The 17147-nt window shown below is 43.9% G+C and carries 9 protein-coding genes, 2 tRNA genes and 3 rRNA genes; 13 read left to right on the plus strand and 1 reads right to left on the minus strand.

Features of this window, described 5'->3' with window-relative positions:
* The 12 genes from dnaA (at nt 1) to rrf (ending at nt 14520) form a co-directional block, all read left to right on the plus strand.
* Nucleotides 1–1341 carry a chromosomal replication initiator protein DnaA gene (dnaA, locus tag MKY18_RS00005; RefSeq protein ID WP_003214781.1) on the plus strand — a complete coding sequence of 447 codons (1341 nt, stop codon included), beginning with the start codon at nt 1–3 and terminating at the stop codon, nt 1339–1341.
* Between the two features lie 196 nt (nt 1342–1537).
* Complete coding sequence (gene dnaN, locus MKY18_RS00010) at nt 1538–2674, plus strand: DNA polymerase III subunit beta (RefSeq protein ID WP_044139028.1); 1137 nt, start codon at nt 1538–1540, stop codon at nt 2672–2674.
* A 150-nt stretch (nt 2675–2824) separates the two neighbouring features.
* On the plus strand, nt 2825–3040 hold the full coding sequence (gene yaaA / locus MKY18_RS00015) for a S4 domain-containing protein YaaA (RefSeq protein ID WP_003215257.1): 216 nt from the start codon (nt 2825–2827) through the stop codon (nt 3038–3040).
* 16 nt (nt 3041–3056) lie between these two features.
* A complete protein-coding gene (recF, locus tag MKY18_RS00020; protein ID WP_044139026.1) occupies nt 3057–4169 on the plus strand; it encodes a DNA replication/repair protein RecF in 1113 nt (370 codons plus the stop codon).
* A 17-nt stretch (nt 4170–4186) separates the two neighbouring features.
* Nucleotides 4187–4432: an extracellular matrix/biofilm biosynthesis regulator RemA family protein gene (locus MKY18_RS00025; protein ID WP_041815080.1), complete on the plus strand. Its 246-nt coding sequence runs from the start codon at nt 4187–4189 to the stop codon at nt 4430–4432.
* A gap of 57 nt (nt 4433–4489) precedes the next feature.
* Complete coding sequence (gyrB, locus tag MKY18_RS00030; RefSeq protein WP_044139139.1) at nt 4490–6406, plus strand: DNA topoisomerase (ATP-hydrolyzing) subunit B; 1917 nt, start codon at nt 4490–4492, stop codon at nt 6404–6406.
* Nucleotides 6407–6636: 230 nt separating this feature from the next.
* Nucleotides 6637–9138 (plus strand): DNA gyrase subunit A, encoded by a 2502-nt coding sequence (gene gyrA, locus MKY18_RS00035; RefSeq protein WP_065097564.1) that lies wholly within the window; start codon nt 6637–6639, stop codon nt 9136–9138.
* Nucleotides 9139–9503: 365 nt separating this feature from the next.
* Nucleotides 9504–11052, plus strand: a 16S ribosomal RNA gene (locus tag MKY18_RS00040).
* A gap of 95 nt (nt 11053–11147) precedes the next feature.
* Nucleotides 11148–11224 (plus strand) — tRNA-Ile (locus tag MKY18_RS00045).
* A 14-nt stretch (nt 11225–11238) separates the two neighbouring features.
* Nucleotides 11239–11314: transfer RNA gene (locus MKY18_RS00050), tRNA-Ala, on the plus strand.
* 98 nt (nt 11315–11412) lie between these two features.
* Nucleotides 11413–14343 (plus strand): 23S ribosomal RNA (locus MKY18_RS00055).
* A gap of 61 nt (nt 14344–14404) precedes the next feature.
* Nucleotides 14405–14520 (plus strand): 5S ribosomal RNA (gene rrf, locus MKY18_RS00060).
* The 16S, 23S and 5S rRNA genes sit together here with 2 tRNA genes alongside, the layout of an rRNA operon.
* 41 nt (nt 14521–14561) lie before the next feature.
* Here rrf and MKY18_RS00065 read toward each other — a convergent pair.
* Complete coding sequence (locus MKY18_RS00065; protein WP_065097778.1) at nt 14562–15500, minus strand: YaaC family protein; 939 nt, start codon at nt 15498–15500, stop codon at nt 14562–14564.
* A gap of 121 nt (nt 15501–15621) precedes the next feature.
* Between MKY18_RS00065 and guaB the strand changes: the two genes are divergently transcribed.
* Nucleotides 15622–17088 carry an IMP dehydrogenase gene (gene guaB / locus MKY18_RS00070; protein WP_342497655.1) on the plus strand — a complete coding sequence of 489 codons (1467 nt, stop codon included), beginning with the start codon at nt 15622–15624 and terminating at the stop codon, nt 17086–17088.
* Nucleotides 17089–17147: the final 59 nt, after the last annotated feature.

The raw sequence follows: 17147 nt of genomic DNA on the forward strand, positions 1-17147 counted from the left end.
ATGGAAAATATTTTGGATCTCTGGAATAAAGCACTTCAAAAAATAGAGACAAAGTTGAGCAAACCCAGTTTTGAGACATGGATGAAATCGACAAAAGCCCATTCTCTTCAAGGTGATACGCTCACAATTACGGCACCTAATGAATTTGCTAGAGACTGGCTGGAATCAAGATATCTTCACTTAATTGCTGATACCATCTACGAACTGACAGGTGAAGAGCTCAGCATTAAATTTATCATTCCTCAAAATCAAGATGAAGTGGAAGCTATGCCAAAGTCTCCAATTAAAAAAATGTCTAAAGAAGATCCCGTCGATATTCCACAAAATATGCTGAATCCAAAATATACATTTGATACTTTTGTTATTGGTTCAGGCAACCGATTTGCGCATGCCGCTTCACTTGCAGTTGCGGAAGCACCAGCAAAAGCATATAATCCGCTCTTTATTTATGGGGGCGTTGGTTTAGGAAAGACTCACTTGATGCATGCGATTGGTCATTATGTCATCGACCATAATCCATCAGCCAAAGTGGTCTATCTATCATCTGAAAAATTTACAAATGAATTTATCAACTCAATCCGAGACAACAAAGCTGTCGATTTCCGTAATCGCTATCGGAATGTCGATGTGCTTTTGATAGATGATATTCAATTTTTAGCAGGAAAAGAACAAACACAAGAAGAGTTTTTCCATACATTCAACACACTTCACGAAGAAAGTAAGCAAATCGTCATTTCTAGTGATCGGCCGCCGAAAGAAATTCCGACACTTGAAGACAGATTACGCTCTCGATTCGAATGGGGCTTAATCACAGACATTACCCCGCCAGATTTAGAAACACGTATTGCAATTTTACGAAAAAAAGCAAAAGCAGAAGGCTTAGACATTCCAAATGAAGTCATGCTTTATATTGCCAATCAAATCGACAGCAATATTCGTGAACTGGAGGGTGCTTTGATTCGTGTCGTTGCTTACTCTTCTTTAATTAATAAAGACATCAATGCGGATCTAGCAGCTGAGGCGCTAAAGGACATCATTCCTTCGTCGAAGCCAAGGATCATTACAATTAAAGATATTCAAAGAATTGTAGGGCAGCAATTTAATATTCGTTTAGAGGATTTCAAAGCGAAGAAACGTACGAAGTCAGTTGCTTATCCAAGACAAATTGCCATGTATCTCTCTAGAGAAATGACCGATTCCTCTCTGCCTAAAATAGGAGAAGAATTTGGAGGTCGTGATCATACGACTGTCATTCATGCTCATGAGAAGATTTCGAAATTAATCGTTGAAGATGAACAGCTTCAGCAGCATGTGAAAGAAATAAAAGAACAATTGAAATAACCTAGCTGATATAATAAGTACGGGAAAATGTGAATAACTAGAGCATAGTCATACACAGTCTGTCCACATGTGGATAGGCTGTCTTTCCTTTCTTTTTACCGACTTATCCACATATTCACAAGCCCTACTATTACTTCTACGATTTTTATTAATAAAATATATATACATGTCATTAAGAAAATTTAGGAGGACCACTATGAAATTCACGATTCAAAAAGATCGTCTTGTCGAAAGTGTCCAAGATGTATTAAAGGCCGTATCCTCTAGAACAACGATACCTATTTTGACAGGGATAAAAATTGTTGCATCTGATGAGGGGGTTTCTCTCACAGGAAGTGACTCCGATATCTCAATTGAATCCTTTATTTCTCTAAGAGATGGAGATTTAGAAGTGATCACGATTGATCGTCCAGGGAGTATTGTGCTTCAGGCCCGCTTCTTTAGTGAAATTGTGAAGAAACTGCCAATGGCTACTGTCGAAATTGAAGTAGAACAAAATCACCTCACCATCATCCGTTCTGGTTCAGCGGAATTTAACTTAAACGGCTTAGATGCTGAGGAATATCCGCATCTTCCGCAAATTGAAGAGCATCATGCATTTCAAATTCCGACAGACTTGCTTAAAAACTTAATTCGTCAAACCGTTTTTGCAGTGTCCACCTCAGAAACACGACCTATCTTGACAGGTGTAAACTGGAGGGTGGAAAAAGGTGAATTAATATGCACAGCGACGGATAGCCACCGTCTTGCTTTAAGAAAAGCAAAGTTGGATATTGACGAGGAAAGCTCATACAATGTCGTGATTCCAGGGAAAAGTTTAACAGAGTTAAGTAGAATCCTTGATGACGGACAAGATCTTGTGAGCATCGTAATTACAGAAACGCAAGTTCTCTTTAAAGCACAAAACGTGTTGTTCTTCTCAAGATTGCTGGATGGTAATTATCCAGATACAGCTCGCCTGATCCCGCAGGAAAGTAAAACGGATGTCGTGGTCAACACGAAGGAATTCCTTCAAGCCATTGATCGTGCATCACTTTTGGCAAGAGAAGGGCGCAATAACGTCGTAAAGCTGTCAGCTGATCCTGAACAAAGCCTTGAGATTTCTTCTAATTCACCTGAAATTGGTAAAGTAGTCGAAACGGTTCAAGCAGATGACATTAAAGGGGAGGACCTCAAAATCTCCTTCAGTCCAAAATATATGCTAGATGCGTTAAAAGTATTAGAGGGAACTGAAATTCATGTAAGCTTCACTGGAGCCATGAGACCGTTCCTATTGCGCACGCCAAATGATGATTCAATCTTGCAGTTGATTCTTCCAGTCAGAACATATTAATTCAATCTAAAATAGCTGCTGTGAGAGTGCACAGCAGCTTTTCTTCTCGTTTACCATACTTTCTTTCATCCCAGTTCGCTTTCCCCCTTTCCTTCTTGTCTTGTTTTTTAGTACAATTAGATATTAGTGATATTGAAAGAGGTCGATACAATGCCTAATCTTATAACCATTGAGAAAGAAATGATTACATTAGGGCAATTTTTGAAATTAGCCGAAGTTATCCAATCTGGCGGAATGGCGAAATGGTTTTTAAGTGAACATGAGGTGTTCATTAATCAAGAGCCAGATAATAGACGGGGACGCAAACTATACCCAGGAGATGTTGTCGAGATAGAAGGTTATGGCACATTTCAAGTTGTGAATTAGAAACGGGTGACAATACATGTACATTCAAAGTCTGGCGTTAACTTCATACCGAAACTATGAACACACCGAGCTTCAATTCGACAACAAGGTGAATGTCATGATCGGTGAGAATGCCCAAGGTAAAACGAACTTGATGGAAGCGATCTATGTATTGTCGATGGCAAAGTCGCATCGTACGTCAAATGATAAAGAACTTATCCGATGGGACCAAGACTATGCTAAAATAGAAGGTAGAGTCATCAAAAAAAATGGTCCACTCCCAATGCAGCTCGTGATCTCAAAAAAAGGGAAAAGGGGCAAGGTCAATCACATTGAACAACAGAAGCTCAGTCATTATGTTGGTGCGTTAAATACCATCATGTTTGCACCAGAGGACTTAAGTCTTGTAAAGGGCAGCCCGCAAATCCGCAGAAGATTTCTCGATATGGAGATTGGACAAGTTTCTGCTGTCTACTTGCATGATTTATCGCTCTATCAAAAAATTCTCTCTCAGCGGAATCATTACTTGAAACAATTGCAGACAAGAAAGCAAAAGGATCAAGCGATGCTGGAGGTTTTAACAGAGCAGTTGATTGATGCGGCAGCGAAAGTTGTCAAAAGACGACTGACTTTTACGAAACAGCTTGAAAAATGGGCGCAGCCGTTGCATTTTGGCATTTCTAGAGAGCTAGAAACACTCACGCTCCAATACCACACGGCGATAGAGGTATCAGAAGCGTCAGACTTGTCGAAAATAAAGAATAGCTATGAAGAATCGTTTCAGAAACTAAGAGACAGAGAAATAGACCGAGGAGTGACGCTGTGGGGACCTCACAGAGATGACCTTCTTTTCTTTGTGAATGGTCGGGATGTTCAGACATATGGCTCTCAAGGGCAGCAAAGAACAACAGCTCTTTCACTAAAGCTGGCAGAAATCGACTTGATACACGAAGAGATTGGAGAATATCCCATTCTTCTACTCGATGATGTTTTATCTGAACTTGATGATTACAGACAGTCTCATTTGCTCCATACCATTCAGGGACGTGTACAGACCTTCGTCACCACAACAAGTGTTGAAGGCATCGATCACGCCACCTTGAAAGAAGCGGAAATTTTCAGAGTAGCCAGTGGAAAAGTAATTGACTGATAAATGAGGTGTGGGTCTTGTATATTCATTTAGGTGATGATTGTGTTGTTTCTACACGAGAGATTGTCGCAATTGTTGATTACAAAATGAGGTCGTCTTCTGTTGTAGAAGAGTTTCTCCAAAAACAAGAAGGACAAATCATTTCGTTATCACAAGGGACACCCAAATCCATCGTCGTCACAACTAAATCTGTTTATTACTCTCCTCTTTCCTCAAGCACGCTCAAAAAACGTGCTTCATTTGTGATTGAAATTGAAGTCTAAAAGCTCAATTCATATAAATATATCGTTTAAGAAAAGTGTAGGTGAATGTACGTGGCAATGGAACAGCAACATAATAGTTATGATGAAAATCAGATACAGGTGCTTGAAGGACTAGAAGCTGTTAGAAAACGTCCAGGAATGTACATTGGGTCAACCAGTGCAAAAGGACTTCACCATCTTGTATGGGAAATTGTCGACAACAGTATTGATGAGGCTTTAGCTGGATATTGCACAGATATTACGGTGCAAATTGAAAAGGATAATAGCATTACAGTGAAAGATAATGGCCGCGGAATTCCTGTTGGGATTCATGAGAAAATGGGACGTCCTGCTGTAGAGGTTATTATGACTGTTCTTCACGCTGGCGGTAAATTTGACGGCAGCGGTTATAAAGTATCTGGCGGTCTGCATGGCGTAGGGGCATCTGTTGTTAATGCGTTATCTACGACCTTAGACGTGACCGTATATCGTGATGGGAAAATTCATTATCAACAATTCAAACGCGGTGTTCCAGTTGGAGATTTAGAGATCATTGGTGAAACAGATGTTACAGGGACAACCACTCATTTTGTGCCAGATACAGAAATTTTTACTGAAACCATTGAATTTGATTACGACACACTTGCCAACCGTGTACGTGAGTTAGCTTTCTTAACAAAAGGTGTCAACATCGTTATTGAAGATTTACGTGAGGGGAAAGAACGACGAAATGAATACTGCTATGAAGGCGGTATTAAGAGCTATGTAGAACATTTAAATCGCTCAAAAGAAGTCGTTCATGAAGAACCCGTTTACATTGAAGGTGAAAAAGATGGAATCACGGTTGAAGTGGCATTACAATATAACGATTCCTATACAAGCAACATCTATTCCTTCGCCAACAATATCAACACGTATGAAGGCGGAACACACGAAGCAGGCTTTAAAACAGGGCTGACGCGTGTCATCAATGATTATGCTCGTAAAAATGGCGTATTCAAAGATGGAGACTCGAATTTGAGCGGTGAAGATGTGCGAGAAGGCTTAACAGCCATTATCTCCATCAAACATCCAAATCCTCAATTCGAAGGACAAACGAAGACAAAGCTTGGGAACTCAGAAGCAAGAACCATTACCGACTCCCTTTTCTCTGAAGCACTTGAGAAATTCCTCTTAGAGAACCCTGATGCTGCAAAGAAAATTGTGGAGAAAGGCGTGATGGCAGCTCGTGCAAGAATGGCTGCCAAAAAGGCACGTGAGCTGACAAGACGTAAAAGTGCACTGGAAGTCTCCAGCTTACCAGGGAAACTGGCGGACTGTTCTTCTAAAGACCCTTCCATCTCTGAACTTTATATCGTAGAGGGAGATTCTGCGGGCGGATCTGCTAAGCAAGGCCGTGATCGTCACTTCCAAGCGATCTTACCGTTAAGAGGGAAGATCTTAAACGTTGAAAAAGCGCGACTAGATAAAATTCTATCGAACAACGAAGTTCGTTCTATGATTACAGCGTTAGGAACTGGAATCGGTGAAGACTTCACTTTAGAGAAAGCTCGCTATCACAAAGTTGTGATCATGACGGATGCGGATGTCGATGGTGCCCATATTCGCACGCTGCTCTTAACGTTCTTCTATCGCTACATGCGTGAAATCATTGAAAACGGTTATGTGTATATTGCGCAGCCACCTTTATTTAAAGTGCAGCAAGGTAAACGTGTTGAGTATGTGTATAACGATAAACAGCTAGATGAGCTGCTAAAGACATTGCCTCAAACACCAAAACCTGGACTTCAGCGCTATAAAGGTCTTGGAGAAATGAACGCAACTCAGCTTTGGGAAACAACAATGGATCCTGATGCGAGAACACTTCTTCAAGTGACGCTTGAGGATGCGATTGATGCTGATGAGACATTTGAAATGTTGATGGGAGATAAAGTAGAACCGAGACGAAACTTTATCGAAGAAAATGCACAATACGTGAAAAATCTTGATATTTAGATAGGTCCCCTTGAGAACAACCTTATTTCTTGTTTGGAATAAGGTTGTTTTTCAAGATTTAGGCCTGTGAAACGAATGTCCTGGTTTTCTATGTTTCGTTGATTTTCTAGTAAATTAATGTGTATAAAGCAGAGATTATTGATATAATGAAGAATAGTCTTGTGAAGATAAATACATATTTTACTCCCACATAATTTATTTCATGTGATACGTAAAGGGAGGTTCTTATAGTGAGTGAACAACATACACCAAATGTACGCGAAGTGAATATCAGCCAAGAAATGCGTACGTCCTTTTTAGATTATGCAATGAGTGTGATTGTGTCGCGTGCATTACCGGATGTGCGTGACGGATTAAAGCCCGTGCATCGAAGAATTTTGTATGCGATGAATGACCTAGGTATGACAAGTGATAAACCATTTAAGAAATCTGCACGTATCGTCGGGGAAGTTATCGGTAAGTATCACCCTCACGGTGACAGCGCTGTATACGAAGCGATGGTTCGTATGGCGCAAGACTTCAACTATCGTTATATGTTAGTAGATGGTCATGGAAACTTTGGTTCAGTCGATGGAGACGGAGCAGCGGCGATGCGTTATACCGAGGCGCGTCTATCGAAGATTTCTATGGAAATCCTCCGTGATATCACTAAGGATACCATTGATTATCAAGATAACTATGACGGCAGTGAAAGAGAGCCAATGGTGATGCCTGCAAGATTCCCGAACTTATTGGTCAACGGAGCGACAGGAATTGCTGTAGGAATGGCGACCAATATTCCGCCACACCAATTAGGTGAAGTGATTGATGGGGTATTGGCTATCAGTCAAAACCCTGAAATGACCACACAGGAACTTATGGATATCATCCCAGGCCCAGATTTCCCAACAGCAGGTCAAATCATTGGCCGAAGTGGTATTCGGAAGGCGTATGAGACAGGGCGCGGCTCTATCACATTAAGAGCAAAATCGGATATTGAGGAAACATCTAGTGGTAAACAGCGCATTGTTATCAATGAGATCCCTTACCAAGTCAACAAAGCCCGTTTAATTGAAAAAATTGCTGATCTTGTGCGTGATAAAAAGATTGATGGCATTACAGATTTGCGCGATGAATCAGATCGTAATGGTATGCGTATTGTCATTGAACTGCGTAGAGATGCAAACGTTCATGTTCTATTAAACAATCTTTATAAACAAACGACACTTCAAACGTCTTTTGGTATCAACTTATTAGCACTTGTTGATGGACAGCCGAAAGTCTTGTCCCTCAAACAATGTCTTGAGTATTATCTAGAGCATCAAAAAGTGATCATTCGCAGAAGAACAGCGTATGAGCTGCGTAAAGCAGAAGCAAGAGCACACATTTTAGAAGGTCTGAGAATTGCACTTGATCACTTAGATGAAGTCATTGCTTTAATTAGAGGCTCTCAAACTGCAGAAATTGCGAGAAATGGTTTGATGGAAAACTATAGCTTGTCTGAAAAACAGGCACAGGCCATTCTTGATATGCGACTTCAGCGTTTGACTGGTCTAGAACGAGAAAAGATAGAAGATGAATATAAAGGACTTGTTGATTTGATTGCTGAATTAAAAGCCATCTTAGCAGACAATGAGAAAGTACTTGAAATCATTAGAGAAGAATTAATAGAAATCAAAGATCGCTTCAATGATACTCGCCGTACTGAAATTGTGACAGCGGGTATTGAAACAATTGAAGACGAAGATTTGATTCCTGTTGAGAACATCGTGATTACGCTGACGCATAATGGTTATATCAAGCGTCTCCCTGCATCAACATACCGCAGTCAAAAAAGAGGCGGTAAAGGTGTCCAAGGAATGGGGACCAACGAGGATGATTTCGTTGAACAACTGATCTCAACATCGACCCACGATACAATCCTCTTCTTCTCCAATAAAGGGAAGGTCTATCGTGCGAAAGGGTATGAGATTCCTGAATTCGGACGGACAGCGAAAGGGATTCCGATTATTAACCTTCTTGAAGTAGAAAAAGGAGAGTGGATTAACGCCATTATCCCAGTAAGCGAATTTGATGAAGATTCGTACCTCTTCTTTACAACAAGACACGGTGTATCGAAACGAACTACATTGTCTCAGTTTGCAAACATTCGAAACAATGGTCTTATTGCTCTGAGCCTGCGTGACGAAGATGAACTGATGGCCGTTCGTTTAACCAATGGAGAAAAACAAATCATCATTGGGACGAAAAAGGGGATGCTGATTCGTTTCGCCGAGACAGATGTTCGTGAAATGGGACGTACGGCAGCTGGGGTCAAAGGGATCACACTTTCTGAGGATGACATCGTCGTTGGAATGGAAATCCTTGAGCCAGATGCAAACGTATTGATCGTAACTGAAAGAGGTTATGGTAAATTAACGCCTGAAAAAGAATATCGTGTTCAAACTCGAGGCGGTAAAGGTCTTAAAACATGCAAGATCACTGACAACAATGGTCCGCTTATCACAGTGAAGGCGACCAATGCTGAAGCTGAAGAAGACTTGATGATTATTACAGGGAGCGGTGTCATCATTCGTATGGCCGTTTCAGACATTTCGACAACAGGCCGTGTCACTCAAGGTGTCCGCCTAATCCGTCTTGGTGATGAGGAACATGTCGCAACAGTGGCATTAGTTGAACAATCACAAGAAGACGATGAAGATAATGAAGAGAACGTAGAAAATATAGAGTCAGATCAAGAGCAATCTGAGTAAAATAAAGCCGGTTCTTCACCGGCTTTATTTTTTTTGAAAAAACATCACTTTTTTTGAAATTTATAATGCTTTTTTCATAGATATGTGTTAATCTTTCAAAGGAGCAAAAAGAGGCTCTATTTTTTATCTCATTCCCCAGTAAAAACTTCTTAGAAAAACAAAATGTTTTTTAAGAAAAATGTTGACTGTTGATAGAGATATATGATATATTTAAGTGGTCGATTTAAGAGAGTGACACACAAGTTCTTTGAAAACTAAACAAGACAAAACGTACCTGTTAATTCGAGTTTTTATAAAAAAATCCTATGAAACATCATAGGTAGTCAGTCAAACGCTGACGAAAAACAAAACTTCGGTTTTGTACTTTTTCGGAGAGTTTGATCCTGGCTCAGGACGAACGCTGGCGGCGTGCCTAATACATGCAAGTCGAGCGAACAGAAGGGAGCTTGCTCCCGGATGTTAGCGGCGGACGGGTGAGTAACACGTGGGTAACCTGCCTGTAAGACTGGGATAACTCCGGGAAACCGGAGCTAATACCGGATAGTTCCTTGAACCGCATGGTTCAAGGATGAAAGACGGTTTCGGCTGTCACTTACAGATGGACCCGCGGCGCATTAGCTAGTTGGTGGGGTAATGGCTCACCAAGGCGACGATGCGTAGCCGACCTGAGAGGGTGATCGGCCACACTGGGACTGAGACACGGCCCAGACTCCTACGGGAGGCAGCAGTAGGGAATCTTCCGCAATGGACGAAAGTCTGACGGAGCAACGCCGCGTGAGTGATGAAGGTTTTCGGATCGTAAAGCTCTGTTGTTAGGGAAGAACAAGTGCGAGAGTAACTGCTCGCACCTTGACGGTACCTAACCAGAAAGCCACGGCTAACTACGTGCCAGCAGCCGCGGTAATACGTAGGTGGCAAGCGTTGTCCGGAATTATTGGGCGTAAAGGGCTCGCAGGCGGTTTCTTAAGTCTGATGTGAAAGCCCCCGGCTCAACCGGGGAGGGTCATTGGAAACTGGGAAACTTGAGTGCAGAAGAGGAGAGTGGAATTCCACGTGTAGCGGTGAAATGCGTAGAGATGTGGAGGAACACCAGTGGCGAAGGCGACTCTCTGGTCTGTAACTGACGCTGAGGAGCGAAAGCGTGGGGAGCGAACAGGATTAGATACCCTGGTAGTCCACGCCGTAAACGATGAGTGCTAAGTGTTAGGGGGTTTCCGCCCCTTAGTGCTGCAGCTAACGCATTAAGCACTCCGCCTGGGGAGTACGGTCGCAAGACTGAAACTCAAAGGAATTGACGGGGGCCCGCACAAGCGGTGGAGCATGTGGTTTAATTCGAAGCAACGCGAAGAACCTTACCAGGTCTTGACATCCTCTGACAACCCTAGAGATAGGGCTTTCCCTTCGGGGACAGAGTGACAGGTGGTGCATGGTTGTCGTCAGCTCGTGTCGTGAGATGTTGGGTTAAGTCCCGCAACGAGCGCAACCCTTGATCTTAGTTGCCAGCATTTAGTTGGGCACTCTAAGGTGACTGCCGGTGACAAACCGGAGGAAGGTGGGGATGACGTCAAATCATCATGCCCCTTATGACCTGGGCTACACACGTGCTACAATGGACAGAACAAAGGGCTGCGAGACCGCAAGGTTTAGCCAATCCCATAAATCTGTTCTCAGTTCGGATCGCAGTCTGCAACTCGACTGCGTGAAGCTGGAATCGCTAGTAATCGCGGATCAGCATGCCGCGGTGAATACGTTCCCGGGCCTTGTACACACCGCCCGTCACACCACGAGAGTTTGTAACACCCGAAGTCGGTGAGGTAACCTTTATGGAGCCAGCCGCCGAAGGTGGGACAGATGATTGGGGTGAAGTCGTAACAAGGTAGCCGTATCGGAAGGTGCGGCTGGATCACCTCCTTTCTAAGGATATATGGAGCAGTGTGCGTTTTCGTCTTGTTTAGTTTTGAAGGAACTTGCAAAAGATCCTACAACATCATATCTTCGATATGAAAGATGGGCCTGTAGCTCAGCTGGTTAGAGCGCACGCCTGATAAGCGTGAGGTCGGTGGTTCGAGTCCACTCAGGCCCACCATCTTCTATTAAATCGGGGCCTTAGCTCAGCTGGGAGAGCGCCTGCCTTGCACGCAGGAGGTCAGCGGTTCGATCCCGCTAGGCTCCACCAACGTGTTCTTTGAAAACTAGATAACAATAAGTAATACATTCACATTGAATGCAATGCAAAGTTCATCACACATAGTGATTCTTTCTAAAGTAAGAAATGGTTAAGTTAGAAAGGGCGCACGGTGGATGCCTTGGCACTAGGAGCCGATGAAGGACGGGACGAACACCGATATGCTTCGGGGAGCTGTAAGCAAGCTTTGATCCGGAGATTTCCGAATGGGGAAACCCACTGCTCGTAATGGAGTAGTATCCATACTTGAATACATAGAGTATGAGAAGGCATACCCGGGGAACTGAAACATCTAAGTACCCGGAGGAAGAGAAAGCAAATGCGATTCCCTGAGTAGCGGCGAGCGAAACGGGAACAGCCCAAACCAAGAGGCTTGCCTCTTGGGGTTGTAGGACACTCTATACGGAGTTACAAAGGAACGATATAAGCGAAGAGGTCTGGAAAGGCCCGCCAAAGAAGGTAACAGCCCTGTAACTGAAATGTTGTTCTCTCCAGAGTGGATCCTGAGTACGGCGGAACACGTGAAATTCCGTCGGAATCCGGGAGGACCATCTCCCAAGGCTAAATACTCCCTAGTGACCGATAGTGAACCAGTACCGTGAGGGAAAGGTGAAAAGCACCCCGGAAGGGGAGTGAAATAGATCCTGAAACCGTGTGCCTACAAGTAGTCAGAGCCCGTTAAAGGGTGATGGCGTGCCTTTTGTAGAATGAACCGGCGAGTTACGATCCCGTGCAAGGTTAAGCAGAAGATGCGGAGCCGCAGCGAAAGCGAGTCTGAATAGGGCGCATGAGTACGTGGTCGTAGACCCGAAACCAGGTGATCTACCCATGTCCAGGGTGAAGTTCAGGTAACACTGAATGGAGGCCCGAACCCACGCACGTTGAAAAGTGCGGGGATGAGGTGTGGGTAGGGGTGAAATGCCAATCGAACCTGGAGATAGCTGGTTCTCTCCGAAATAGCTTTAGGGCTAGCCTCAAGGTAAGAGTCTCGGAGGTAGAGCACTGATTGGACTAGGGGCCCCTACCGGGTTACCGAATTCAGTCAAACTCCGAATGCCGATGACTTATCCTTGGGAGTCAGACTGCGAGTGATAAGATCCGTAGTCGAAAGGGAAACAGCCCAGACCGCCAGCTAAGGTCCCAAAGTATACGTTAAGTGGAAAAGGATGTGGAGTTGCTTAGACAACCAGGATGTTGGCTTAGAAGCAGCCACCATTTAAAGAGTGCGTAATAGCTCACTGGTCGAGTGACTCTGCGCCGAAAATGTACCGGGGCTAAACGTATCACCGAAGCTGCGGACTGTTCTTACGAACAGTGGTAGGAGAGCGTTCTAAGTGCTGTGAAGTCAGACCGGAAGGACTGGTGGAGCGCTTAGAAGTGAGAATGCCGGTATGAGTAGCGAAAGACGGGTGAGAATCCCGTCCACCGAATGCCTAAGGTTTCCTGAGGAAGGCTCGTCCGCTCAGGGTTAGTCGGGACCTAAGCCGAGGCCGAAAGGCGTAGGCGATGGACAACAGGTTGATATTCCTGTACCACCTCCTCACCATTTGAGCAATGGGGGGACGCAGGAGGATAGGGTAAGCGCGGTATTGGATATCCGCGTCCAAGCAGTTAGGCTGGGAAATAGGCAAATCCGTTTCCCGTGAAGGCTGAGCTGTGATGGCGAGCGAAATTTAGTAGCGAAGTTCCTGATTCCACACTGCCAAGAAAAGCCTCTAGCGAGGTGAGAGGTGCCCGTACCGCAAACCGACACAGGTAGGCGAGGAGAGAATCCTAAGGTGATCGAGAGAACTCTCGTTAAGGAACTCGGCAAAATGACCCCGTAACTTCGGGAGAAGGGGTGCTTCTTAGGGTGTTAAAGCCCCGAGAAGCCGCAGTGAATAGGCCCAGGCGACTGTTTAGCAAAAACACAGGTCTCTGCGAAGCCGTAAGGCGAAGTATAGGGGCTGACGCCTGCCCGGTGCTGGAAGGTTAAGAGGAGCGCTTAGCGTAAGCGAAGGTGCGAATTGAAGCCCCAGTAAACGGCGGCCGTAACTATAACGGTCCTAAGGTAGCGAAATTCCTTGTCGGGTAAGTTCCGACCCGCACGAAAGGCGCAACGATCTGGGCACTGTCTCAACGAGAGACTCGGTGAAATTATAGTACCTGTGAAGATGCAGGTTACCCGCGACAGGACGGAAAGACCCCGTGGAGCTTTACTGCAGCCTGATATTGAATGTTGGTACAGCTTGTACAGGATAGGTAGGAGCCTTGGAAACCGGAGCGCTAGCTTCGGTGGAGGCATCGGTGGGATACTACCCTGGCTGTATTGACCTTCTAACCCGCTGCCCTTATCGGGCAGGGAGACAGTGTCAGGTGGGCAGTTTGACTGGGGCGGTCGCCTCCTAAAATGTAACGGAGGCGCCCAAAGGTTCCCTCAGAATGGTTGGAAATCATTCGCAGAGTGTAAAGGCACAAGGGAGCTTGACTGCGAGACCTACAAGTCGAGCAGGGACGAAAGTCGGGCTTAGTGATCCGGTGGTTCCGCATGGAAGGGCCATCGCTCAACGGATAAAAGCTACCCCGGGGATAACAGGCTTATCTCCCCCAAGAGTCCACATCGACGGGGAGGTTTGGCACCTCGATGTCGGCTCATCGCATCCTGGGGCTGTAGTCGGTCCCAAGGGTTGGGCTGTTCGCCCATTAAAGCGGTACGCGAGCTGGGTTCAGAACGTCGTGAGACAGTTCGGTCCCTATCCGTCGCGGGCGCAGGAAATTTGAGAGGAGCTGTCCTTAGTACGAGAGGACCGGGATGGACGCACCGCTGGTGTACCAGTTGTTCTGCCAAGGGCATCGCTGGGTAGCTATGTGCGGACGGGATAAGTGCTGAAAGCATCTAAGCATGAAGCCCCCCTCAAGATGAGATTTCCCATTCCGCAAGGAAGTAAGATCCCTGAAAGATGATCAGGTTGATAGGTCTGAGGTGGAAGCGTGGTGACACGTGGAGCTGACAGATACTAATAGATCGAGGACTTAACCTATATTCTAATGTGAAGCTTGAACATTGTTATCTAGTTTTGAGAGAACATTCTCTCCATCAGGTTTGGTGGCGATAGCGAAGAGGTCACACCCGTTCCCATACCGAACACGGAAGTTAAGCTCTTCAGCGCCGATGGTAGTTGGGGGTCTCCCCCTGTGAGAGTAGGACGCCGCCAAGCTTTTCTAAGGATCAGTTCCATTTGGAACTGGTCTTTTTTGTTTATTCTTCTAACAGCATCATGATATAAGCTGGGAACTTCTCTTCGGCAATCTCCATGTAGCGCTCAATCATGACATAATCATCACTAATGTATTGAGACAGCAGCTCGTACCACCATTCAGTTTCGTAGCGGGCAATCATACTGAGATTATACATTAATAAGTAATGGCTGATAATCTCAGGAATCCCTAAAAATGAATCACGCGTTGACGGAATATACCATTGATCCATTTCTAAATCATAATGAAGATGAGTAGCGAGCGCTGGGTTTTCTTCTAGAGATACATCAAACGTCAGCTTTTTGGCTTCTCTCAGTTTGAGTTTCCAACTTGTATGAAACTCAAAGTATTCAATAAAACGTTCAGCAGACATGTTATAAAGCAATGGAATATGATCTTGAATCATCATCCCATTGGCCTTTTCCACTTTAACTAATGTCGAGGGCTGCTTTTGAAACTCCAGAATATGACTCATTTCAGGTATCTTTGAAAGGAGATGAATCATCGTAAATCGCTCATCTTCAAGGCCATTTAAATGAAATAAATGCTTTAACACATGCATGCATAGTCCATTTCGCTGAATTTTTACTTCATCTTCACTAAAACGGTAGTGCTGCTTCTTTCTCTTTCTCGATGTTACGCCATGGGCCAAAACAGAGGTTTGAGAAGGATAGTGAGGATCAACTGTCAGTAAACATGCCTTTAGCAACTGAGCCATTCCATAAAATAATAAAATGGGCTTCAGTTCTAGTGGGGCGATAGCTGCCTGTTCGTAGAACGTATGGCCATGCTTTAAAAAATAAATAAACCGTTCACAGTTTTTATAGGCTTGCTGGTTTGCATCTTGAATGTTCCGTTTCTCATATTGTTGATATAGAAATTTTTGGGAAGTTTCAAGTGAGTAAAAACGTTTTAAATCCTTCCATCCTGAACTTTTCATCTTCTTCCTCAACTCTCTTTATATTTTCTAAAAATTGCAACTGTTTGTTGCTTCCTTGACATGCTGTTTGCTAGTTGATAATCTACATATAATATTTTGCCGAAAAGAGGGGGATTTACTAATGTGGGAAAGTAAATTTTCAAAAGAAGGTTTGACGTTTGACGATGTTTTGCTTGTTCCAGCTAAGTCTGAAGTACTTCCGCGAGATGTCGATTTATCAGTTGAGTTAACAAGCACATTAAAACTAAACATTCCAATTATCAGTGCAGGAATGGACACGGTGACTGAATCACAAATGGCGATTGCAATGGCACGTCAAGGTGGTCTTGGTATCATTCATAAGAACATGTCTATAGAGCAACAAGCAGAACAAGTGGATAAAGTAAAACGTTCAGAGCGCGGCGTTATTACAAATCCATTCTTCTTAACACCTGAGCATCAAGTATTTGATGCAGAGCACCTAATGGGTAAGTACCGTATTTCAGGTGTACCGATTGTAAATAACATAGAAGATCAAAAGCTTGTTGGTATTATTACGAACCGTGACCTTCGTTTTATTTCGGATTATTCAATGAAGATTAGCGATGTGATGACAAAAGAGGAACTTGTGACAGCTTCAGTAGGTACGACGTTAGAAGAAGCTGAAAAAATTCTACAGCAATATAAAATTGAAAAATTACCTCTTTTAGATGACGAAGGAACGTTAAAAGGTCTCATCACCATCAAAGATATTGAAAAAGTGATCGAATTCCCTAACTCCTCTAAAGATGCACATGGCCGTTTAATTGTTGGTGCCGCTGTTGGTGTCACTGGCGATACAATGACTCGTGTGAGAAAATTAGTCGAAGCCAATGTGGATGTCGTTGTCATTGATACTGCTCATGGACATTCACAAGGTGTTCTAAACACTGTATCGAAAATCCGTGAAACGTATCCTTCTCTTAATATCATTGCTGGTAATGTTGCAACAGCCGATGCAACAAAAGCATTGTTTGAAGCAGGAGCAGATATTGTGAAAGTCGGTATCGGACCAGGATCTATTTGTACAACACGTGTTGTTGCAGGTGTTGGTGTACCACAAATCACAGCGATCTATGACTGTGCAACAGAAGCAAGAAAACATGGTAAAGCTATTATTGCAGATGGTGGAATTAAATATTCAGGTGATATCGTAAAAGCTCTAGCATCTGGTGGACATGCTGTAATGCTTGGAAGCCTTCTAGCTGGTACATCTGAAAGCCCAGGGGACACAGAAATTTTCCAAGGTAGACGCTTCAAAGTTTATCGCGGTATGGGTTCAGTCGCTGCAATGGAAAAAGGAAGTAAAGATCGTTACTTCCAAGAAGATAATAAAAAATTCGTTCCAGAAGGTATTGAAGGCCGTACACCATACAAAGGACCAGTCGTTGATACAGTGTATCAACTCGTTGGCGGTATCCGTTCTGGTATGGGCTATTGTGGAACGCATGACTTACGCTCACTTAGAGAAGATGCACAGTTCATTCGCATGACTGGTGCAGGACTTCGTGAGAGTCATCCACATGATGTACAAATTACAAAAGAATCACCAAACTACACAATTTCTTGATAAATTGTGACAATCAAATTACATTTGACAGGGTCTATGACTCTGTCTATTTTTTTTGT

The sequence above is a fragment of the Bacillus sp. FSL R7-0672 genome (assembly GCF_038601465.1).
GTDB lineage: Bacteria > Bacillota > Bacilli > Bacillales > Bacillaceae > Bacillus > Bacillus pumilus.

What these genes read in the sequence shown, in the direction of transcription:
- dnaA (WP_003214781.1), top strand. Translation starts at nt 1, where the DNA reads ATGGAAAATATTTTGGATCTCTGGAATAAAGCACTTCAAAAAATAGAG.
- dnaN (WP_044139028.1), top strand. Translation starts at nt 1,538, where the DNA reads ATGAAATTCACGATTCAAAAAGATCGTCTTGTCGAAAGTGTCCAAGAT.
- yaaA (WP_003215257.1), top strand. Translation starts at nt 2,825, where the DNA reads ATGCCTAATCTTATAACCATTGAGAAAGAAATGATTACATTAGGGCAA.
- recF (WP_044139026.1), top strand. Translation starts at nt 3,057, where the DNA reads ATGTACATTCAAAGTCTGGCGTTAACTTCATACCGAAACTATGAACAC.
- gyrB (WP_044139139.1), top strand. Translation starts at nt 4,490, where the DNA reads ATGGAACAGCAACATAATAGTTATGATGAAAATCAGATACAGGTGCTT.
- MKY18_RS00065 (WP_065097778.1), bottom strand. Translation starts at nt 15,500, where the DNA reads ATGAAAAGTTCAGGATGGAAGGATTTAAAACGTTTTTACTCACTTGAA.
- guaB (WP_342497655.1), top strand. Translation starts at nt 15,622, where the DNA reads ATGTGGGAAAGTAAATTTTCAAAAGAAGGTTTGACGTTTGACGATGTT.